Origin of the sequence: Quadrisphaera setariae, assembly GCF_008041935.1 — a bacterium.
Taxonomy (GTDB): Bacteria; Actinomycetota; Actinomycetes; order Actinomycetales; family Quadrisphaeraceae; genus Quadrisphaera; species Quadrisphaera setariae.
In genome coordinates this window covers 42,681-64,653 of record NZ_VKAC01000015.1, presented here as the reverse complement: position 1 = coordinate 64,653, position 21,973 = coordinate 42,681, and the positions used below count along the sequence as shown (strand labels likewise).

Annotated in this window: 14 protein-coding genes and 1 tRNA gene; 1 reads left to right on the top strand and 14 read right to left on the bottom strand. The window is 76.6% G+C overall.

Going from position 1 to position 21,973, the window contains the following annotated elements:
- Positions 1-65: 65 nt before the first annotated feature.
- The 5 genes from FMM08_RS20370 to FMM08_RS20350 form a co-directional block, all read right to left on the bottom strand.
- Entirely contained in the window at positions 66-3,116 is a 3,051-nt protein-coding gene (locus tag FMM08_RS20370; RefSeq protein WP_187279898.1) for an AfsR/SARP family transcriptional regulator, read from the bottom strand.
- 50 nt (positions 3,117-3,166) lie between these two features.
- Positions 3,167-3,898 carry an aspartate/glutamate racemase family protein gene (locus FMM08_RS20365; RefSeq protein ID WP_147928175.1) on the bottom strand — a complete coding sequence of 244 codons (732 nt, stop codon included), beginning with the start codon at positions 3,896-3,898 and terminating at the stop codon, positions 3,167-3,169.
- Entirely contained in the window at positions 3,895-5,448 is a 1,554-nt protein-coding gene (locus tag FMM08_RS20360) for an NCS1 family nucleobase:cation symporter-1 (RefSeq protein ID WP_147928219.1), read from the bottom strand. Before FMM08_RS20360 ends, FMM08_RS20365 begins: the two co-directional genes overlap by 4 nt.
- A 201-nt stretch (positions 5,449-5,649) precedes the next feature.
- Positions 5,650-6,342 carry a GntR family transcriptional regulator gene (locus FMM08_RS20355; protein ID WP_147928174.1) on the bottom strand — a complete coding sequence of 231 codons (693 nt, stop codon included), beginning with the start codon at positions 6,340-6,342 and terminating at the stop codon, positions 5,650-5,652.
- Between the two features lie 114 nt (positions 6,343-6,456).
- Positions 6,457-6,532, bottom strand: a tRNA-Thr gene (locus FMM08_RS20350).
- Between the two features lie 105 nt (positions 6,533-6,637).
- On the opposite strand from FMM08_RS20350, the gene FMM08_RS20345 reads away from it, so the two are divergent.
- Positions 6,638-6,946 carry a hypothetical protein gene (locus FMM08_RS20345; RefSeq protein WP_147928173.1) on the top strand — a complete coding sequence of 103 codons (309 nt, stop codon included), beginning with the start codon at positions 6,638-6,640 and terminating at the stop codon, positions 6,944-6,946.
- Between the two features lie 63 nt (positions 6,947-7,009).
- Here FMM08_RS20345 and FMM08_RS20340 read toward each other — a convergent pair whose 3' ends face one another.
- From FMM08_RS20340 to FMM08_RS20305, 9 genes are all read right to left on the bottom strand, one after another.
- Entirely contained in the window at positions 7,010-8,605 is a 1,596-nt protein-coding gene (locus FMM08_RS20340) for an alpha/beta hydrolase (RefSeq protein ID WP_147928172.1), read from the bottom strand.
- Positions 8,602-9,747 (bottom strand): DNA polymerase III subunit delta', encoded by a 1,146-nt coding sequence (locus FMM08_RS20335; RefSeq protein WP_147928171.1) that lies wholly within the window; start codon positions 9,745-9,747, stop codon positions 8,602-8,604. The genes FMM08_RS20340 and FMM08_RS20335 overlap by 4 nt, the downstream gene beginning before the upstream one ends.
- On the bottom strand, positions 9,744-11,963 hold the full coding sequence (gene tmk, locus FMM08_RS20330) for a dTMP kinase (RefSeq protein WP_255472651.1): 2,220 nt from the start codon (positions 11,961-11,963) through the stop codon (positions 9,744-9,746). The genes FMM08_RS20335 and tmk overlap by 4 nt, the downstream gene beginning before the upstream one ends.
- A gap of 84 nt (positions 11,964-12,047) precedes the next feature.
- Positions 12,048-12,887: an anti-sigma factor gene (locus FMM08_RS20325; protein WP_187279897.1), complete on the bottom strand. Its 840-nt coding sequence runs from the start codon at positions 12,885-12,887 to the stop codon at positions 12,048-12,050.
- A complete protein-coding gene (gene sigK, locus FMM08_RS23205) occupies positions 12,884-13,516 on the bottom strand; it encodes an ECF RNA polymerase sigma factor SigK (RefSeq protein ID WP_222711008.1) in 633 nt (210 codons plus the stop codon). The genes FMM08_RS20325 and sigK overlap by 4 nt, the downstream gene beginning before the upstream one ends.
- A 145-nt stretch (positions 13,517-13,661) precedes the next feature.
- Positions 13,662-16,544, bottom strand: coding sequence for a type I DNA topoisomerase (topA, locus tag FMM08_RS20320; RefSeq protein ID WP_222711007.1), 2,883 nt, complete (start codon positions 16,542-16,544; stop codon positions 13,662-13,664).
- A gap of 149 nt (positions 16,545-16,693) precedes the next feature.
- Positions 16,694-17,737, bottom strand: a complete 1,044-nt coding sequence (locus FMM08_RS20315) for a phosphatase PAP2 family protein (protein WP_147928169.1) — start codon at positions 17,735-17,737, stop codon at positions 16,694-16,696.
- Between the two features lie 4 nt (positions 17,738-17,741).
- Complete coding sequence (locus FMM08_RS20310; RefSeq protein ID WP_147928168.1) at positions 17,742-19,346, bottom strand: DUF7059 domain-containing protein; 1,605 nt, start codon at positions 19,344-19,346, stop codon at positions 17,742-17,744.
- A 14-nt stretch (positions 19,347-19,360) separates the two neighbouring features.
- Complete coding sequence (locus FMM08_RS20305; protein ID WP_147928167.1) at positions 19,361-21,928, bottom strand: sodium-translocating pyrophosphatase; 2,568 nt, start codon at positions 21,926-21,928, stop codon at positions 19,361-19,363.
- Between the last annotated feature and the right edge of the window lie 45 nt (positions 21,929-21,973).

Genomic DNA, 21,973 nt, shown 5'->3' with positions numbered 1-21,973 from the left:
CGCGCAGGGTCGCCACGTAGGCCCACCGGGTCAGCCGCGGGTCACCCGGAGCGCCAGCCGGCCCGTCAGCGGGCCGCTCGACTGCCGACGAGGACGCCGTCGTCCGCCGCCAGGGCGCGGACGAGCCGCAGGTGCTCCTCCGGCGGCAGCGCGGCGCCCCGGGCAGCGGCGGCGGTGCGCACACCTGCGGGCAGCGCCGCCTCCACCTCCTGAGCGCAAAGGACGACGTCGGGGTCGAACAGGCGCGGGGAGGCGCCGGTGCGCGCGCCCTGGGCCTCGGCGGCCGCGAGCACGACGGCGGCGTCCTCGGCCCTGCCGCGGCGCACCAGCACGGCGGCCACCTGGCACATGGCCGAGATCCAGGCGAGGGCCTCCCCCAGCGCCCAGGCCCGCTCGCCGAAGTCGGCGGCGGCGCGCCAGGCCGGGGCGGTGCGGCCCAGCGCCAGCTCGGCCTTCGCCTGCATCTGGCGCGCCGCGAGGGCCACCGAAGGGGTCCCTGACGGGTCGGCGGCGGCCACGCACCGCTCGAAGACCTCCACGGCCTCCGCCAGGGCGCCCCCGTGCAGCTCGGCGACGCCGAGCGAGAGCAGCGCGTCCGCCTCGATGACGCCCGAGCGCGCCTGCTCGGCGACGCCGAGGGCCGCCAGGGCGTCGCCGCGGGCACCGTCGGCGTCCCCGTCGGCGACGGCGCGCCAGAAGGCGCGGTTGGTGAGCACGCGGGCGCGGGTGCGGGGGTCGTCGGTCAGCTCCGCCAGCTCCGCGGCGCGTGCGAGCGCCGCGGAGGACGCCGCCGGGTCTCCGAGGAGGCGGGCGAAGAGGCTGACGCAGGTCCAGCCGTAGGAGCGCAGGGCCGGGCCGACGCCGGGGTCGAGCGCGGGGTCGGCGTCCAGCGCCTCCAGCGCCGCGCGCAGCCGGGCGGCGCTGGGGGCGGTGCGGGACGGCCTGGCGTACAGCGACCAGTGCGCCCCGGTGCCGATGCGCACGGCATCGCCCGGGGAGGCCGCGGCGAGCGCGGCGTCGACGTCCGCGGCGGCGGCGTCCAGGCGGGCCATCGCCTCGGTGCCGGCCAGACCGCGCAGGTCGGGCGGAGCCGCCTCGGCCAGCCGCACCACCCAGGCGGTGTGCCGGGCCACCAGCGCGGCGCGGCGCGCGGGGTCGAGGCGCGCGGCGGCGAAGCGGCGGACCACTCCGAGGAGCCAGAAGCGGCGCGGCGCCCCGGGGGCGGAGACGGAGACCAGGCTGCGGGCGACGAGGTCGGCGACCGCGGTCACCGCGTCGGGGCGGGCCAGGACCTCCCGCGCGGCGTCGAGGTCGAACGCCCCGGCGAACACCGACAGGGAGGCGAGGACCTCCGCCTCGTCGGGGCTGAGCCTGTCGTACGACCACGCGATGGTCCCCTGCATCGTCTGGTGGCGCGTGTCCCCCCGGCGCCCTCCGCGCAGGAGGGACTCGTGGTCGTCGAGGAGGCCGAGCAGGTCCTCCAGGGTGAGGGCGCGCAGCTGGGCGGCGGACAGCTCCAGCGCCAGCGGCAGGCCGTCCAGGGCGGTGCACAGGCGGTCCAGGCCGCGCAGCTCCTCGGGGGTGGGCCGCCAGCCCGGAGCGGAGGCCTCCGCGCGGGCGAGGAAGAGGCGGACGGCGTCCCCGTCCACGCCGCCCGACAGCGTGGGCACCTCGTGGGTGCGCTCGCCCTCGGCGCGCAGCGCCTCCCGGCTGGTCACGAGGAGCCGCAGGCGGGGGCAGTGGTGGAGGAGGTCCTCGGCGACGGCGGCGGCGTCGTCGAGGAGGTGCTCGCAGTCGTCGAGGACCACCAGCGCCTCGCGCTCGCGCAGCACGCGGACCACGGTGGCGGTGTCGGTGGCCCGGTCTCCCGTGAGCGGCACGGCCAGGCCCAGGGCCGCGGACAGCGCCCGCAGCACGGGGCTGTCACCACCGGTCGGGTCGACCACGGGTGGAGCCGGCACGGGGCCGAGGGCGACCAGCCAGGGACCGTCGGCGTCGTCACGGCGCCGGGCCACCTCCAGCGCGAGCCGGGTCTTGCCGGTGCCGCCCGGGCCCGTGAGCGTGACGAGGCGGTGCTCCCGCACGAGCCGGCCGACCTCCTCCAGCTCCGCGGCGCGGCCCACGAGGGGTGTCGCGGGCAGCGGCAGGTTGGTCGAGCGCACGGGCGGGCCGACCGGCACGACCCGCTCCGCCGCGCCGGTCCCCTCAGCGCTCCTCGGGACGACGACGGCGACGGCGACGGCGGGCAGCAGCAGGTCGGGGTCGTGGGCGAGCAGGCGCCGGAGCAGGTCCTGCACGCGCGGCCCCGGCTCGGCGCCGAGCTCGGCCTGCAGCAGGGAGCGCAGCTCAGCGAGGCGCCCCAGCGCGTCCGCCTGGCGGCCCTGGCGGTACAGCGCCACGGCCAGCAGCTCCCACCCGCGCTCGCGCAGCGGGTGCTCGGCGGTGAGCGAGGCGGCGGCTCCGGCGGCGGCGGCGTCGTCGCCGAGCGCCAGCTGGGCCGCCACCGCGTCCTCCCTGGCCGACAGCAGCAGCTGCTGCAGCCGCTCGGCCTCGGGCGCGGCCCAGGGGCGGTCGGCCACGTCGGCGAGGGCGGGCCCGCGCCACAGCCGCAGTGACTGCTCGAGCAGCGCGGCGGCGCGCGCGGGGTCCGCCTCCAGCTGGTCACGCCCCTCGACGGCGAGCCGCTCGAAGCGGTGGGCGTCGACGGCGGCGTCGGGCAGCAGCAGGGCGTACCCGGGCCCGCGGCGGACCAGGGGCTGCACCGGCGCGGCGGCCTCGCCGCCCCTGCTGGTCCTGCCGGCGCCGGCAGGACCAGCAGGGGCGGCAGGTCGCGGGGCACCCGTCGACCCCGCGGGCAGGAGGGTCCGCCGCAGGCGCGAGACGTGCGCCTGGGTGGTGCCCGCCGCGCTGGGCGGGGGCGCGCCGTCCCACAGGTCCTCGTGGAGCGCGGCGTCGAGCACCGTCGCGCCGCGCGCCAGGACGAGGCGCAGCAGCAGGGCCCGCGGGACGGCGCCGCCCACCGCCACCGGGCGCCCGTCGACCACCACCTCGAGGTCTCCCAGGACGCCGACCAGGACGCCGTCGCTCACCCCCGGCTGCACCGGGTCAGCGAACACCAGGGCGCCTCGAGATCGCCAGCGGCGCGGGCACACCCCGCGCCGCCGGCTCAGCGCAGCGCGAAGCGCTGCAGCTCGCCGGCGTAGGCCTTGGCCGGGGGCCGTGCGTACTCCCCGCGCCGGCTCGTGGACAACCCCGCCAGCACGAGCGCCTGCGCCATGCCCACCGCCGCGGCCACGCCGTCGACGACGGGCACGCCCAGCTCGTCCGACAGCGACGCGGCGAGGTCGGTCATGCCGGCGCAGCCGAGGACGAGCACGTCGCTGTCGTCGTCGTCGAGGGCCCTCGCGCACGCGGCGGCGATGGTGGCCCGGGCCAACGGGTCGGTCTCGAGCTCGAGCACCGGGATCTCGCAGGCGTGCACGCCGGCGCAGTGCTCCCCGAAGCCGTAGCGGACGGCGAGCTCGCGGGCGCGCGGCGCGGTGCGCGCCAGCGTCGTCACCACGCTGAAGGACCGGCCGACGAGCACCGCGGCGTGCATGGCGGCCTCGGCGATGCCGAGCACCGGCCCGCGGGCCACCTCGCGGCAGGCGTCCAGGCCCGGATCTCCGAAGCAGGCCACGACGTGCGCGTCGGCCCCGGTGGCGCTGCCCTCGAGCACCGCCTCGAGCAGACCGGGAACGGCGAGCGCCTCGTCGTAGTGGCTCTCGATGCTCGCCGGACCGGAGCGGGAGGTGACGGCGCGCACGGTGGTGCCCGGGCCGGCTGCGGCCCGGGCACCCTCCGCGACGAGCGCCGTCATGGACCCCGTGGTGTTGGGGTTGACGACGTCGACGATCACCTGACGTCCACCACCTGCGGGGTCTCGTCGGTGACGATAGAGCCGTCCGTCATGCCGCTGCCGCCCTCGGCGACCGCCATGGCGGTCAGCGTCGGGGAGCCGGGGCGCAGGGCGAGGGCGCGGTAGACCACCAGGCCGAGGCCGCAGCCGATGAACCAGGACCAGTCACTGATCCACAGCGCCTCATCGACCAGGCGGGGCAGCAGCACCGAGGCGATGGCCACCCCGCCGGCGATGCCCGTGGCGATGACGGCGTCGGGGTTGTAGCCGTTGCGGTACCAGTAGCCGGCGCGCTCGTCCATGGAGTACATGGCGTCGACGGCGATGCGCTGCTTGCGCACGAGGAAGTAGTCGGCGATGAGCACGCCGAACAGCGGGCCGATGAGCGCCCCGAGGATGCCCAGCGTGTAGTGGATGGCGGTGTCGTCGGCGTACCAGTTCCACGGGGTGAGCACCACGGAGCCGACCGCGGCGATCATGCCGCCGGCGCGCCAGGAGATCTTCTGCGGGTTGACGTTGGAGAAGTCGAACGCCGGGGCGATGAAGTTGGCGACGATGTTGATGCCGATGGTGGCCGTGGTGAACGTCACCGCACCGAGGACGACGGCGAACGTGGAGTCGATCTGCGCGACGGTCTCCACCGGGTCGGTGATGAGGCGGCCGTACACGGGCAGCGTCGCGGCGGCCGTCAGGACTGTCAGGAGGGAGAACAGCACGAAGTTCACCGGCAGCCCGAGGAAGTTGCCCTTCTTCACGGCACCGAAGGTGCGGGCGTAGCGGGAGAAGTCACCGAAGTTGAGCATCGGGCCGGAGAAGTAGGCCACCACCAGGGCCGTGGCCGAGAGCATGGTCCCGAGCTGCTGCAGCGGCGTCAGGGACACCTCCGACAGGGTGAGGGACACGTCGAAGTCGGCCTTGACCAGCAGGTACCCGCACAGGACGAACATCACGACGTAGACCGCGGGGCCGCAGAAGTCGATGAAGCGCCGGATGGCCTCCATGCCGCGCCAGAACACCGCCGCCTGCACCGCCCACAGGAAGGCGTACGTGGCGTAGCCGAGCACGCTCAGGCCGAGGAAGCCGTGCTGGGAGGCGTCGGCGTAGGGGGCCAGGCCCGGCCACAGCCGGATGAGGACGACGTCGAGCGCGGCCGAGGCGAGGTAGGTCTGGATGCCGTACCAGGCCACCGCGATGGCGCCGCGGATGATCGCGGGGATGTTGGCGCCCTTGACGCCGAACACGGCCCGGTTGACGACGGCGTACGGCACGCCCGTGACCTGGCTCGGCTTGGCCACGAGGTTGCACAGGACGTAGACGATGGTGATGCCGGCGATGAGCGCCACGAACACCTGCCAGCTCGCCAGGCCGAGGGCGAACAGGCTGCCCGCGGTGACGTACCCGCCGACGCTGTGCACGTCCGACATCCAGAACGCGAAGAGGTTGTACGAGCCCCACTTCTGCTCGCGCAGCGGGGCGAGGTCGGCGTTGGTCAGGCGCGGGTCGTAGCCGGCCTTGATGACCGCGTCCCCGGCGGCGCCGTGCGCGGCCACGGGCGCTGCCGCGGTGGGACTGCCGACGACGACGCCGGCGGCCGGCGGGGCGCTGCTGGCGCCGGACCGGCGCGTGGAGGTATCAGGCACGGGGTCTCCTCGGGACGGGGCGGTCTGAGCTGCTGACCGACGACGCTAGGAAGCCCGTGTTGCCACCGGGTTGCCCTCGTCGTATATCTCGCACGACCACGGCGGACCACCTCACCCGGGCTCCTCGTCGAGGGGGACGTCGGCGACGACGTCCCCCAGCCGCCGCTGGTGGGCCCGCGCCACCGCCACGAGCGCGTCGGCGTCACGGCCGGCGAAGGCCTCCAGCATCTGCGCGTGCTCGGCGTGGAGGCGCTCGCGCGCCTGCCACGTCGACCAGCGCATGGGCTGCACCGCCTCGGTGAGGTTCCACGCCTGCTCCACCATGCCCAGCAGGCGCGGCATCCCCGCCGGGGCCATGAGCGCCACGTGGAAGGCCCGGCTGTGCTCGTGGTAGCTGCGCACGTCGCCGTCGGTGAGGCACGCGCGCAACGCCGCGAGCGCCTCGTGGGCCTGGTCGACGTCGTCGTCGGTGGCGCGGGGAGCGGCTGCGCGCAGCGCCGCCTCCTCCAGCGCCCCGCGCACCACGTACAGCTCGGCCAGCTCGCTGCGCGAGAGCCGGGCCACGGCGTACCCGGCGTGGGCGCGGTGCACCACGAGGCCCTCCCCCACGAGCACCTGCAGCGCCTCGCGCACGGGGATCGGGCTGACGCCGAACGCCTCGGCCACCTCGCGCAGCGGGATCGCGCTGCCCGGAGGGGCGTCTCCGGAGATCACCGCGCGGCGCAGCTCCGCCAGCACTCCGCGGGAGGGGTGCTGGCCCGCCGGCGCCCGCAGTCGCGCGACGAGCGGCGAGGGGTGCCGCACCGGCGGAGGCTAGGCCCGTCCACGACGCTGCGGTGGGCACGGTGCGAGATCCGGCCGGCGAGGGGACCGCAGGGACGAGGAAGCCCCCGCACCGGGACCGGTGCGGGGGCTTCGTGGAGCCGCCTCGGGGAATCGAACCCCGGACCTATTCATTACGAGTGAATCGCTCTGCCGACTGAGCTAAGGCGGCGTGCACGGCGGTGGACGCTGTGCAGCGGGGTCCACCATACCCGGCGCGCCAGCCCGGACACGCCGAACCGCTCAAGCCCGCGCGTCGGCGCGCCGTTGACCTGGCATGCACGACGACGTCACCCCCGCTCCCAGCCGGCTCCGCAGCGGCCCGCCCACCGGTCCGCGCTCCGCCGGCCTGGCCGTGGTGCTGCCGCCGCCGGCAGCAGCCGTCGTGGACCTGGACGCCCGCCGCGCCCGCACCAGCCCCGTGGTGGACCTCACCTCCGCCGGTCGGGGCCCGCGGTCGGCCCGCCCGCAGGACGCGCTCGTCGAGCTGCGGCCCGCGCCCCTGGTGCTGACCGCCGTCGACGAGTCGACGCTGAGCCTCCAGGACCGGGTGCGCCTGCGCGCCCTCGAGGCCGACCACCGCTGACCAGCCGCTGACCAGCCGCTGACGAGCGCTGGGAGCTCCTCCCGACGGGGCCCCGTCAGCCGGTCAGCTGTCGCAGGTGGCGTCCTGGCCGGGCAGCACACCGCTGAGCAGGTAGCCGTCCACGGCGCCGTCCACGCACGCCGAGCCCCTCCGGTAGGCGGTGTGCCCCTCCCCCCGGTAGGTGAGCAGGCGCGCCGAGGAGAGCTGGGAGGCCAGCGACTGCGCCCACACGTAGGGCGTGGCCGGGTCGTTCGTGGTGCCCACGACGAGGACCGGCGCCGCGCCCTCGGCCTTCACCGGGGCGGGCGTGCGGGTGGGCGGCACCGGCCACACCCCGCACTGCAGGGCCCCGTAGCTCAGCGAGCGGCCGAAGGTGGGCGAGCGCTGCTCGAGCTGGGCCGCCTCCGCGGCCATGCCCTCGGGACTGGCGTCCACCGGGCGGTCCAGGCAGCTGATCGCGGTGAAGGCCTGGAGGATGTTGGAGCTGTACGTCCCGTCCGGCTGGCGCCCCGCGTAGGCGTCGGCGAGCTGCAGGAGCCGTGAGCCGTCACCGCCCCGGGCGTCTCGGACGGCCCTGTCGAGCAGGGGCCAGGTGCCCGAGTCGTAGAGGGTGGCGATGACGCCCTGGAACGCCAGCGGTGCGGTGAGCGGCCGCTGCGGGTCCGAGGTGCCCAGGGGCTCCTTGCGCGCGGCCGTGAGCACGTCGCGCACCTGCTGCACCACGGCGTCCGCCGTGCTCCCCAGGTCGCAGCCGGAGCGCTGCGAGCAGGCCTGCGCGTAGGCCCGCAACGACTGCTCCAGCCCCTCGGCCTGGACGAGGTCGACGTCGGTGGCGCTGGAGGCCGGGTCGAGCGCGCCGTCGAGCACGAGCCGCCCCACCCGGTGCGGGAAGCGCCCGGCGTACTCGGCGCCCAGCAGCGTGCCGTAGCTCTTGCCCAGGTAGTCGAGCCGCTCGGAGCCGACGGCCGCCCGCAGCACGTCGAGGTCGCGGACGGCGTCCGCGGTGCCCAGGTGCCCGAGCAGCAGCCCGGCGTCCACCTCGCACCCCTGGGCGAACTGCTCCGCCTCGCTGGTCTCCTCCGCCAGTCCGGTCGGCGTGGTCGGGTCGGCCGGGTCCGCCCGGTAGGCGTCGAACTCGGCGTCGGACAGGCACTGGACGGGCTGGGAGGAGCCGGTGCCGCGCGGGTCGAAGGCGACCACGTCGTACCGCTGCTCGACCGCGTCGCTGACCACCGCCTGGACGCCTCCGCGCAGCCACGCCACGCCGGAGGCCCCGGGCCCGCCGGGGTTGACCAGCAGCGAGCCGACCTTCCGCGAGGGGTCGGTCGCGGGGTGCCGGGCCACCGCCAGCCCCAGCCGGTCCCGGTCGGGCTGGGACCAGTCGACGGGGACCTCGACCGTGGCGCACTGCAGGCCGCCACCGCAGTCGGACCAGTCGACCCGCTGGTCGTAGTAGCGGGCGTAGGCGGGGTCCGTGGCCTGCTCGCCGGGCACCGCCGTCGTCGACGGCGTCGGGGGCAGCGTGGTGGGGGCGCCGCCGGTCGGCTCCGGCGTCCCGCTGCACGCGGTCAGCGCCAGGGCCGCGGCGGCCAGCAGGGCGGCGCCGCGGAGGAGGCGGCGTCCGGGACGGCCCGGGACGGGGGGAGGCGCAGCGGTCACGGGCGCAGGGCGAGGGCCATGGCCTCGACGGCCAGGAGCGGGCTGACGCTCGCGGCGATGCGGCGACGGGCGGTGGCGACGGCGTCGAGCCGGGTCAGCGTCTGCTCGGGGGTGCCCCGGCGCGCCAGGGACGCCACCTCGCGGGCGAGCTCGGCGTTGACGAGGTCCACCCCGGCGCCCAGCTGCACCACCAGCACGTCCCGGTACAGGGAGGCGAGGTCGACCAGGGCCCGGTCGAGCACGTCGCGGCGGGCGCGGGTGGCGCGCTTCTTCTGGTCGTCCTCGAGGGCCTTGACCTGCGAGCGCAGGGCCGGCGGGAGCGATCCGGCGGCCTCGGCGCCCAGCGAGCGCAGCAGCTCCGCGCGCTCGGCGGCGTCGCGCTCCGCCGTCGTCGCGGCCGCCTCCTCGGAGGCGACGTCCACCAGCTCCCCTGCCCGCACCACGGCCTCCCCCACGCCCGTCACCTCGAACGCCAGCTGCAGCACCTGCCGGCGCCGCAGCCTGGCCCCCTCGTCGCGCGCCAGGCGCCGGGCCAGCCCGACGTGGCTCTGCGCCGCACGAGCGGCGTAGGCCGCCATCGTCGGGTCGATCCCGTCGCGGCGCACCAGCAGGGCGGCGACGTCGTCGGGAGGGGGCACCCGCAGCCGCACCGGGCGGCAGCGCGACTGGATGGTGGTCACCATGTCCTCGGGGCTGGGAGCGCACAGCAGCCACACCGTGCGCGGCGGGGGCTCTTCGATCGACTTGAGCAGCGTGTTGGCGCTGTGCTCGGTGAACCTGTCGGCGTCCTCCACGAGCACCACCCTCCAGCGGCCGGACGAAGGGGCGCGGGCGGCGCGCTGCACGAGCGCGCGCACGTCGTCCACCCCGATGCTGAGCTTCTCGGTGGCCACCACCTGCACGTCGGCGTGGGTGCCGGCCAGCACCGTGCGGCACGCGTGGCAGGTGCCGCAGCCGCGGTCGGCGAGGTCCTCGCGGTCGCACTGGAGGGCGGCGGCGAAGGCCCGTGCCGCCGTGGAGCGGCCCGAGCCCGGCGGCCCGGTGAACAGCCAGGCGTGGGTCATGGCCGAGGGCGTGGTGACGGCCCCGCGCAGCTGGGTGACCACCTCCGGCTGCCCCGCGACGTCCTCCCAGACGCTCACCGGCCGGCGTCCCAGGCGTCGGCGGGGTCGACGTCGCGGCCGGGGCCGGTCGGCGAGACCGCACGCGGCTGCTCGACCGGCTGCTCGTCCAGCCGCTCGGTGCGGTGCTCGGACCCGTGCCCGGCGTGCTGCTCGGCGTCCTGCTCGGGTGCCGGTGGCCGCGCGCGGCGGTCGAGGTGCGGCGGCGGGGGGAGCAGCGGCTCCAGGCGCTCGCGCACCTCCCGCGCCACCTCCTCGGCCGCTGCGCCCGCGTCGACCACGTGGAAGCGGCTCCGGTTGCGGCGCGCCAGCTGCCGGAAGCGCTCGCGCACGGCCTCGTGGAACGCCTCGGGCTCGCGCTCGAGCCGGTCCAGCTGCTCCCCGAGGCGGGCGCGGGCGGCCTCGGGGGCCAGGTCGAGCAGCACGGTGGCGTCGGGCAGGAGGTCCTCGGTGCCCCACAGCGAGAGCGAGGCGACCTCGTCGGCCTCCAGCGCCCGGCCGGCGCCCTGGTAGGCGACGGAGGAGTCGAGGTAGCGGTCGGTGACCACCACCGCGCCGCGCGCCAGCGCCGGGCGCACCAGCTCGGCGACGTGGTGCGCCCGGTCCGCGGCGTACAGGAGGGCCTCGGCGCGCGGGGAGACGTGGCCGCCGTGGAGCAGCAGCTGCCGGATGCCGAGGCCCAGCTCGGTGGCTCCGGGCTCGCGGGTGAGGACCACCTCGTGGCCGCGCTCGCGCAGCCAGGCGGCCAGCAGCCGGGCCTGGGTGCTCTTGCCGGCCCCGTCACCGCCCTCCAGCGAGATGAAGAAGCCGGGGCCGCTGCGGCGGCGCTCGGGCCGCGCGGTGCTGCGCAGGCGCCAGGCGCGGGCCAGGTCCGCGCGCAGCGGGCCGGACTGGCCGTCGTCGAGGGTGCGGTAGGCCGCCAGGCCGATGCCGGTGGCCAGCACCGCCGCCACCAGCAGCGTCAGCGCGGCGCCGTTGTAGGTCACGCCCGCGGTGTCGGTGACCTGGATGCGGTGCGTGCCGAACAGCGCCGCCAGCGCCGGCGCCAGGGCCAGCACGCCCACCAGCACGATGCGCGCGGAGGACTGGACGAAGGCGAAGGTGCGCCCGCGCACCTCGTCGGCCACCTCGAGCCCGAGCAGCGTGTACCCGGTCACCCAGGCGACGCCGCCGCAGGCGCCGACCGCCAGCGACAGGGCCGCGACGATGACGATGTTGGGGACCAGCGCCAGGGGGAACAGCACCACGCCCGCGGTGACGAGGGACAGCGCGAAGAGCCGCCAGCGCGGCAGCGCGGCCAGCACCCGCGGCCCCGACCACATGCCGAGCGCCAGGCCCGTGAAGACCGCGGCGAAGAGCACGCCGTAGCCGGGGTCGCCGGCGTCGAGGTCCTCCACGAAGGTCCGGGCGACGCCGATGACGAAGCCGCCCGCCGCGAAGGCGCCCAGCATCCCGACCACCAGGCCGCGCACGAGCGGCGTCGACCAGACGTAGCGCCAGCCCTCGACGATGCTGCGGCCCACGCCCTCGGGCACCGGCGCGGTGCCGTCCTCGTCGGTCCTGCGCGACGGCAGCACCAGGCGGGCCACCACCAGGGCGGCCACGAGGTAGCTGGCCGCGTTGAGGTACAGGGAGACGGCCACCCCGTCGAGGGCGCTGGGCAGCACCGGGTTGAGCAGGGAGAGGCCGCTGAACAGCAGCGCCGCGACCGGGGCCGTGCCGTAGGTGACCACCAGCGTCAGCTGGTTGGCGGCCTCCAGCGAGGGCCGCGGGACGATGTTGGGGACGGTGGCGTCCTTGGCGGGGGTCCAGAACAGCCCCACCACCTCGATGAGCACCGTCGCGACGAGCAGCCACCACAGGGTGCCGACGAGCGGGATGCTGGCGAAGAGCAGGCCGCGCAGCACGTCGCCGACGACCATGGTCGTCTTGCGGTCCCAGCGGTCGGCGACGACGCCGGCCAGGGGGCCGAAGACCACGGCGGGCGCCAGGCGCAGCACGAGGACGCCGGCGACGGCGAGGTTGGCGGCGGCGTAGGCGTCCCGGGCGCCACCGGACAGGCTCACCGCGAGCGCGGTGGTGGCGAGCAGGCCCAGCCAGTCACCCAGGCTGGACAGGCCCAGGCACCACCACAGCTGGCGGAAGGACCGGATGCGCAGCACCGCGCGCACCCCGTGGTCCTCCGTCGTCGTCCCGGCCGTCGCGGCGGCGCCGCCCGGCACCGCAGCGCTCGTCACCGGGTCAATGTAACCGCGGCTGCTGACCGCGGACGGTCCGTGCACAGCCACCCGGAGCAGTGGTGCGCCGAGGTCCGCGCGGGGTCACGCCGCGAGCGGGTAGACGGCCACCGGGGTGCTCGTCGGGGCGGTGCTGCCACCGGCGGGCTCGAGCGTCACGGCCACCGCGGTGGCGCCCTCAGCGGCGCCCTGGAGCACCTCAGGAGCGTCCGCAGGGTCCGAGACGGTGCCGGCGGAGCGGGGGGCCTGGTCCCCGGTGACCCACCACAGCTGCCAGGTGCGGCCGCGGGGCGCCTGCTCGACGCCCGTGGGCACGAGCACCGCCTCACCCAGGGACGCCGAGGCGACCACGCGGGTGGAGCCCCATCCGTCGCCGCCGTCCTGCGCCGCCACGGTGACGGCGTCGGGGGCAGCGGCGATCTTCGCGACGGCGTAGGCCGTCTGCTGGGCGCGCTCGGCGTCGGCGCGCCAGCGCAGCGCGGTCCACCCGCCAAGAGCGGCGGCGGCCACGAGGACGGCGGCGGCAGCGGCGGCCACCGCGGGCAGCCAGCGGCTGCTGCGGGAGCGCCGGCGGGCGCGCCGCAGCGCCAGCTCGTCCCCGCCCTCGGCGGAGGGCTCCGGGGCCGCCTCCGCCACAGCGGCGGTGGACGGGGGCGTGGTCGTCGCCGCAGCGGCCGGCCGCGCTGCCGCGGTCGACGGCGGAGCGGGCGGCAGCTGCTCGACGTCGTCCAGCGCCGCGAGCACGGAGGCGCGCAGCGCGGCGGAGGGCTCCACCGGGGCGGTGAGGTCGGCCAGGGCCTCGCGCAGCTCGGCCAGCTCGGCGCGGCAGGCCGCGCAGCCGGCGAGGTGCGCCTCGGCCTCGCGCGCCTCGGCGCCGGTGAGGGCGTCGACGGCGTAGGCGGCGGTCAGGTCGTGCTCGCTCACGTCGTCCTCCTCACCGTCGAGCCGGCGGTCCGCGCCGCGGGTGCCGCTCCGGGCTCGGAGCGCGTCATCTCGGTGCGCAGCCGGGTCAGCCCGTCGCGCAGGCGCGTCTTGACGGTGGGCACCGGGACGCCCAGGCGCTGGGAGATCTCCGTGGAGGTGCGCCCGCCCCAGTAGGCGAGCACCACGGCCTCGCGCTGCAGGTCCGTCAAGCCGCCCAGCGCCGCCCGCACGCGGGTCTCGTCCTCGTGCTGCAGCACCTGCTCGGAGACGTCGTCGTAGGCGGTGCGGTTCTCGCCGGCGGCCACCCGGTCCTCGCGGTCCTCGCGTGACCGCACGGAGCGCACGCGGTCGACGGCGCGCCGGTGGGCGATGGTGGCCGCCCAGGCGCCGACCGAACCCGCCTCGGGGTCGAAGCGCGCGGCCTGGCGCCACAGCTCGACCATCACCTCCTGCGCCACCTCCTCCGCCTGGGACGGGTTGCGCAGCACGGCGCGCGTCACGCCGAGCACCTTCGGCGCCACGGCGTCGTAGACCTCGGCGAACGCGTCCCGGTCTCCCCCGGCCACCCGGGCCATCGCCGCGGCCAGCGGGTCACCGCCGCGCCCTGCGCCTGCTCCGGCACGACTCACCCCTTCCTGGCCCACGGGTCCTCCTCCGTGCTCCTGGCAGCAGTTCGTCGCTGCTCGCCCCTCGGATGGGGGCCGAACGGGTGGTGCGTGCGGGCGGGCGCGGTGCGCCTCACGGTCGAGCCCCTGTCCCGGCCGCGCGAGCCCGTCAGCCCCCGGCCGGCGTCGACCGGGTGGTGCTCGCGCGCGGGGCCCGCTTGGTCGCGGTCTTCGCGCCCGCCCTGGCCCCCGTCTTCGCCCCGCCCTTGGTGCCCTTGGCCGGTCCCTTGGCGCGCTTCTCGGCCAGCAGCTCCGCGGCGCGCTCCAGGGTCACGGCCTCGACCGTGTCGGCGGTGCGCAGCGTGGCGTTGGTGGTGCCGTCGGTGACGTAGGGACCGAACCGCCCCTCCTTCACCACCACCGGGGAGCCGCTCACCGGGTCGGTGCCGAGCTCGCGCAGCGGCGCCGCCGCCGCCCGGCCGCCGCGACCGCGCTTGGGCTCGGCGTACAGCGCGAGGGCCTCCTCCAGGGTCACCTCGAAGAGCTGGTCCTCGCTGGTGAGCGACCGCGAGTCGGTGCCCTTCTTGAGGTAGGGCCCGTAGCGGCCGTTCTGGGCGGTGATCTCCTCGCCGGTGGCGGGGTCGGTGCCCACCAGGCGCGGCAGCGACAGCAGCTTCAGCGCCTCGTCGAGCCCGACGGTCTGCAGCTGCATGCTCTTGAACAGCGAGGCGGTGCGGGGCTTGGCGCTCTTGGGAGCGCCGTCCTCGAGCACCTCGGTGACGTAGGGGCCGAACCGCCCCGCGCGGGTCACCACCGTGCGGCCGGTGGCCGGGTCGGTGCCGAGCTCGCGCTCGCCGTCGCCGGCGGTCTCCAGCAGCTCGCGGGCCTTGGCGGGGGTCAGCTCGTCGGGGGCGAGGTCGTCCGGGACCGAGGCGCGCTGGGGCTCGGCGCCCTCGGGCGCACCCTCCGCCGGCGGGATCTCGAGGTAGGGGCCGTAGCGGCCGACCCGCAGCGTGATGCCCTCGCCCACGTCGAGGGAGTTGACGCCGCGGGCGTCGATGTCGCCGAGGTGCTCCACCAGCGGCTTCAGCCCGGTGCGCCCGGCCGGGGACGGCGCACCCCCGCCGGCGCCGCCACCCGCGGCGGCGGAGCCGCCCGCGCCGTCGGTGCCGAAGTAGAAGCGGCTCAGCCAGGCGCGGCGGTCCTCGGAACCGCTGGCGATCCTGTCGAGGTCGTCCTCCATCTCGGCGGTGAAGTCGTAGTCGACCAGGTGGTCGAAGTGCTCCTCGAGCAGCCTCACCACAGCGAACGCCAGCCAGCTGGGCACCAGCGCGGTGCCTCGGCGCCACACGTAGCCGCGGTCGGAGATGGTGGCGATGGTCGCCGCGTAGGTGGACGGGCGCCCGATGCCCCGCTCCTCCAGGGCCTTCACCAGGCTCGCCTCGGTGTAGCGCGGCGGCGGGGAGGTCTCGTGGCCGTCGGCGGAGGCGGCCAGCACGTCCACGCGCTGTCCCTGCTCCAGCTGCGGCAGGCGCCGCTCGGCGTCCCCCGAGCCGTGGCGCTCCTCGTCGCGCCCCTCCTCGTAGGCGGCCAGGAAGCCGCGGAAGGTGATGACGGTGCCCGAGGCGGACAGCTCCACCTGGTGCGCACCGGGCCGCAGCGTGCCGGTGGGCGAGGTGCCCTCGCCCGCGGGAGCGCCGGCGGGGGCGACGACGTCCACCGAGCCCCCGATCCGCACGGTGGCGGTGGAGCCGCGGGCGTCGGCCATCTGGCTGGCGACGGTGCGCTGCCAGATCATCTCGTAGAGGCGGAACTCCTCGCCGCGCAGCTGGCCCGCCACCTGCGCCGGGGTGCGGAAGACGTCACCGGCGGGACGGATGGCCTCGTGGGCCTCCTGCGCGTTCTTCGCCTTGGAGGCGTAGGTGCGCGGCTTCTCCGCCACGTACTCCGCGCCGTACAGCTGCGCCGCCTGCGAGCGCGCGGCGCTGACCGCCTGCTGCGACAGCGACACCGAGTCGGTGCGCATGTACGTGATCCAGCCGTTCTCGTACAGCGACTGGGCGGTGCGCATCGTCTGGCGGGCCGAGGAGCCGAGCTTGCGGCTGGCCTCCTGCTGCAGCGTGGAGGTGGTGAACGGCGCCGCGGGCTTGCGGGAGTAGGGCTTGGTCTCCACCGAGGTCACCGCCAGGCCCTGCGCGCCGGCGGCCCGCAGGCCCTGCGCGACGGCGGTGGCGGCGGCCTCGTCCAGGCGCACCAGCCCGGCGCCGAGGGCGGCGGCGCGCTCGGTGAGCTGGCCGGTGTCGGCGAAGTCGCGGCCGGTGGCCACGCGGGCGCCGTCGACGGAGACGAGGCGGGTGGTGAAGCGCTGGGCGGCAGCGGACGCCGGGTCCTGCGCTGACAGGTCGGCCTGGACGTCCCAGTACGACGCCGAGCGGAACGCCATCCGCTCGCGCTCGCGCTCCACGACCATGCGGGTGGCCACGGACTGCACGCGGCCCGCGGACAGGCCGGCGCGGACCTTGCGCCACAGCACCGGGGAGACCTCGTAGCCGTACAGGCGGTCGAGGATCCGGCGGGTCTCCTGCGCGTCGACCATGTGCGCGTCGATGTCGCGCGTGGCCTCCAGGGCGCGCTGGATGGCCTCCCGGGTGATCTCGTGGAAGACCATCCGCTTGACCGGCACAGTGGGCTGGAGGGTCTGCAGCAGGTGCCACGCGATGGCCTCGCCCTCGCGGTCCTCGTCGGTGGCGAGGTAGAGCTCGTCGGCCTCCTTGAGGGCCCGCTTGAGCTCGGTGACCTTCTTCTTCTTGTCGGCGTCGACCACGTAGTAAGGCTCGAAGCCGTTCTCCACGTCCACGGCGAACTTGCCGAACGGGCCCTTCTTCATCTCCGCGGGCAGCTCGGAGGGCTGCGGCAGGTCGCGGATGTGGCCGACGCTGGCCTCGACCTCGTACCCGTCGCCGAGGTAGCCGGCGATGGTGCGCGCCTTGGCCGGCGACTCGACGATGACGAGCCGGCGCACGGGCGCTGCGGAGGTGGAGCTTCGGGCCACGGACGGGCCTGCCTTCCTGGCGGTCGGGCTGGCGCGCGGCCAGCGGGTGCGTGTCTGAGCGGTCGGGCCGTCAGCGGTGAGCCCTCCGGGGGCGTCCCGCGCGGCGGCTCAGCCGGGGGACCCGGGCCTCGCCGTCGGCTGCGGCGCGGTCACCGTACCTCCCGCTGCGCCGGCCCCGCCCCCGGCGCGCGGCGCGCCGGTCCCCCGCCGGCGGGGCGGGGCCACCCGTCCGGCGTCGTCTCCGGCCCGGCACCGGCCACCTGGCCGGCCGTCTCGGAGACCGCCCGGCCAGGCCCTCGGTCGGCCGCTCGGTCAGCCGCTCGGTCAGCCGATCGATCGGCGGAGCGCTGCAGCAGGAGGAGCACCAGCAGGGCCGAGCAGGCGGCACCGCCCACCCCCAGCGCACCGCCCGCTCCGGCCACCAGCTGGCCCAGCCGACCGGTCGGCTCCGGGGGCACCGCCGCCCACGTGACGGCCAGCGCGGCGGCCGCTGCGCCGAGCCCCACCACCGCACCGGCCACGAGGACGACGACGGCGGCGGCGCGTCCGGCCGACCCCACCCCCGCCGTCGGGCGGCCCCCCGCCAGCGGCGCGAGCAGGGCCCCCCAGGCCAGCACCACGAGCATGGCGGCCACCGCGTCGCTGGGGCGGTGCCAGCCCGCCGCGAGGGTGCCGACCCCGATGGCGGACGTGTAGGCCGCCCCGAGCACGGCCACCAGCGGCCGCAGCCGGACCGGCGCCACGAGCAGCGCCGCCGCGGACACGGCGCCGGCGAAGGTCGTGTGGCCGCTCGGCAGGGAGTTGTCGAGGGCGTAGGTGACGTCGAGGTCGGGCCGGGACAGCAGGACGTGCTTGGCCAGCTGGGTGGTGGCCAGCGCACCGCCGACGAGCACCACCGCGGCCACCGCCAGGCGCACGCGGCGCTGCGCCAGGGCGACCACCGCCACCACGGCCAGCGCCGCGAGCACCGCCACCGCGGAGACGCTGTCGAGGACGACGTTCGCGCCGTCCTCCAGGCGCCACAGCCGGGTGCGCGCGCCGACCAGCGCGGCCTCGTCGACGGCCTGCCCGTGCGCGGTCAGCACGAACACGCGGTGCAGCACCCACACGCCCACCGCGGACGCGGCGGCGACCAGCACCCCGGCGACCACGACCGCCGCACTGCGCGCGCCGGTGCTGGTGGGGGCGCTCACGGCATCACGTCCACTCCAGCAGGCCGTCCTCGACGAGCCCGCGCACCTGCGGCAGCAGCTCGGCGCGCAGCGCGCCGGCGTCCACCTCCAGCAGCACCGCCAGCGCGCCGACCACCTGGCCGACCTCCAGCTCGCCGTCGCAGGCGCCCACCAGGCCGGCGAGCGCCGTCCCGACGGAGGCGACGCGGCCCAGCCCGCCGCCCGCGCGCAGCAGCACCGCGCGCGGACCGCCCTCGCCGGGGCGCGCGTGCCGCTCCTCGGTGACGTCGTCGGCCACCCGCAGGCGGGCGGCGAGCAGCGCGTCGTCGTCGGTGACGGCCAGCCGGTCACGGGCCGCCAGCACCGCGGCCACGTGCTCGCCGAGCGGGCGCTCCAGCGGACCGGTGACCTCCTCCACGCGGGTCCAGCGCGTGCGCGCCGAGGACTCGGCGGGCGGCGCGTGCAGGACGACGAACCCCAGGCCGACGGCCTCCACGCCGCGGGCGGCGAAGTCGTCGAGCCAGGCCTCCAGCAGCGCGTCGGCCTCAGGGCCGGGACGCTGGCCGCCGTCGCGGATCCACGTCTCGGCGTAGTGCGCCGGGTCCATGACCTCGCGCTGCACCACCCAGCCGTCGAGGCCGGACTCGTCCAGCCAGCCCTGCACGCGGTCCCGCCAGCCCTCACCGGCGCGGTGCTCCCAGTTGCCGAGCAGCTGCGCGCTGCCGCCGGGGGCGAGCACCCCACCGAGGCCGGTGACCAGCTGGCGGACCACCTCGTCGCCCACGAGGCCGCCGTCGCGGTACTCCCAGCCCGGCACGCCCGCGGCGCGCGGGGTGACGACGAACGGCGGGTTGGAGACCACCTGGTCGAAGCGCTCGCCGGCCACGGGCTCCAGCAGGCTGCCGCGGCGCAGGTCCAGCTCCACCCCGGCGACAGCGGCGTTGAAGGCGGCGAAGCCCAGGGCGCGCGCGGAGGTGTCGGTGGCCACCACCGAGCGGGCGTGGCGGGTGGCGTGGAGCGCCTGCACGCCGCTGCCGGTGCCGACGTCGAGCACCCGCTGCGCGGGCGTGCGCACGGCCAGGCGCGCCAGCGACGCCGACGCCCCGCCGATCCCCAGCACGTGCTCGGGCGGCAGCGGCTGCCCGTCGCCCAGGGCGTGCTCGCCCAGGTCCGAGGCCACCCACCAGGCCACCTCCCCGAGCGCGTCGACGGCGGCGTGCGGGCGCAGGTCCACGAGGGCGCGCACCGCGTCGTCGGGGGCGGCGCCGGCCGCCTCGACGAGGCCGGCGGCCACCGCGCCGTCGCTGCCGGTGGCCGGCAGGGCGGCGGCGAGGGCGGCGCGGGGCACCGGCTGCGCCAGGAGGAACAGCCTCGTGAGCACGCCCACCGGGTCGCCGTCGCCCGCGGCCCGGGCGGCGCGCAGCGCCGGCACGTGGGAGTCGCGGCGCAGCGCCGCCTCCGCCACCGGGCCGAGGAGCTGCTCGACGCCCTCCACCGTCCACCCGGAGCGCTCCAGGTCCGAGCGCAGCGCGGCCGCCGAGACCCCCGCGAGCTGCGGGGGCCTCGGCGGCCGGAGGTGCGCCCTGCGCTGGACCGTCTGGTGGGCCGTCTGCTGGGCCGCCGGGGTCATGCCCCGACGGTACGTCAGCGGCTGGGCTCGCTCTCCGGCTCGCGCTGGGGGGCGGCCCCACCGGCCGCTCCCGCCGCGGGCTTCGTGAGGCCCACGGCCGCCGGGGCGCCCTCGACGGCGCGGGCGGGACGGTCGACGTCGGACGGGGAGTCCTGGGCCGAGCCGTCGCCGTCGTCGTCGAGGTCGTCGTCGAGGTCGTCGTCGTCCTCGTCGGCGTCCAGGGCGCTGGTGCGCCGCGCCGAGAGGTAGACGGCCACGACGAGCACGAGCAGCGCCACGGCCGCGATGCCCAGGCGGATCGGGGTGCTGGCGCTCTCCCCCACGGTCAGGGCGACGACGGCCGGCACGATGAGGATCGCGACGAGGTTCATCACCTTGAGCAGCGGGTTGATGGCCGGGCCGGCGGTGTCCTTGAAGGGGTCGCCGACGGTGTCGCCGATGACGGTGGCGGCATGGGCCTCGGAGCCCTTGCCGCCGTAGCGGCCGTCCTCGACGAGCTTCTTGGCGTTGTCCCACGCGCCGCCGGCGTTGGACAGGAACACCGCCATGAGCGCGCCGGTGCCGATCGCCCCGGCCAGGAAGCCGGCCAGCGACGCCACGCCCAGGCCGAAGCCGACCACCACGGGCGCGAGCACCGCCAGCAGGCCCGGGGTGGCCAGCTCGCGCAGCGAGTCGCGGGTGCAGATGTCCACCACGCGGCCGTACTCGGGCTTCTCGGTGCCGTCCATGATCCCGGGCTTCTCCCGGAACTGGCGGCGCACCTCGAAGACGATGGCCCCCGCGGCGCGGGTCACCGCGTCGATCGCCAGGCCGGAGAAGAGGAAGACGACGGCGGACCCGGCGAGCAAGCCCACCAGCACGGAGGGCACCGTGACCTGGCCGATGGCGATGACGAAGCCGCCCTGGTTCAGCTGCAGGCCCAGGGACTGCAGCACGAACTGGCTGGGCACCTCCTGCACGCTGGCGAAGGCCGACTGCGCGGCGGTGAGGAAGGTGTCGGTCAGAGAGCCGAACAGCGCGGTCGCGGCGAGAACTGCCGTCGCGATGGCGATGCCCTTGGTGATCGCCTTGGTGGTGTTGCCGACGGCGTCGAGGTCGGTGAGGGTGCGCGCGGCCTCCTCGTCGACGTCGCCCGACATCTCCGCGATGCCCTGGGCGTTGTCGCTGACCGGGCCGAAGGTGTCCATGGCCACGATGACGCCCACCGTGGTGAGCAGGCCGGTGCCGGCCAGGGCCACGAGGAACAGCGCCAGGGTGGTGCTGCCGGCCGCCAGCAGGAAGCACAGCAGCACGGCGCCGCCGATGATCAGCGTGGTGTAGACCGCCGAGGTCAGGCCGAGGCCGATGCCGGAGAGCACCACCGTCGCGGGACCGGTCAGCGAGGTGCGGGCCACGGCCTGGGTCGGCTTCGACTCGGTGCCCGTGTAGTAGCCGGTGATCCACAGGATGACGACGGCGAGCAGGATGCCCACGATCACCGCGGCCGAGGCCAGGAAGCGCGGGTCGCTGTCGACCTGGGCGGCCGCCTGGGTGAGACCGGTCAGGCCGCTGAAGCTGGAGGGCAGGTAGGCGAAGGCCACCGCCGTGGAACCGACGGCGGACACGACCGCCGACAGGTAGAAGCCGCGCTGGATGGCGCCCAGGCCGCTCTCGGAGCCGCGGGCGCGGATGAGCATGATGCCGAGGACCGCGGTGATGGCGCCCACGGCGGGCACGAGGAGCGGGAAGACCAGTCCGGAGTCGCCGAAGGCGGCGCGCCCGAGGATGAGCGCGGCCACCAGGGTCACCGCGTAGGACTCGAAGAGGTCGGCGGCCATGCCGGCGCAGTCGCCCACGTTGTCGCCCACGTTGTCGGCGATGGTGGCGGCGTTGCGGGGGTCGTCCTCGGGGATGCCCTGCTCGACCTTGCCGACCAGGTCCGCGCCGACGTCAGCGGCCTTGGTGAAGATGCCGCCGCCCACGCGCATGAACATCGCCACGAGCGCGGCCCCGAAGCCGAAGCCCTCGAGCATCGTCGGGGCGTCGGACTTGAAGAACAGCACGACGAGGGACGCGCCGAGCAGCCCCAGGCCCACCGTGGCCATGCCGACGGTGCCACCGGTGCGGATGGCCAGGCGGAAGCCCTCGGCGCGGCCCTCGGGGGTGCGGGCCGCGGCGGCGACGCGGACGTTCGCCCGCACCGCCAGCGACATGCCGAGGTAGCCGACCGCCGCGGAGAACAGGGCTCCCACGAGGAAGAGCACGGCCCGGCCGACGCGGACCTCCCAGTCACCGGGGAGCACGAACAGCAGCGCCACCACCGGCAGCGCGAAGACCGCCAGGGTGCGGAACTGGCGGCGCAGGTAGGCGCTGGCCCCCTCCTGCACGCCGGCGGCGATCTCCTGCATCCGCTCGGTGCCCTCACCCGCGGCGAGCACCTGCCGGCGGAACACGAACGCCATCACCAGCCCGAGGGCGGCGATGACCGCGATCGCGATGACGATGGTCTGGTCACGGCCGGTCACGGCCGTGCTGGCAGGTGCGGCCGCACCGGCCGCGGTCTGCACCCCGGCCAGCACGGCAGAGCTCGTCAGCCCGAGCATCCGTCCTCCTCGACGAGGCTGGGGCGAACCCCCCGGGTGGCCTCG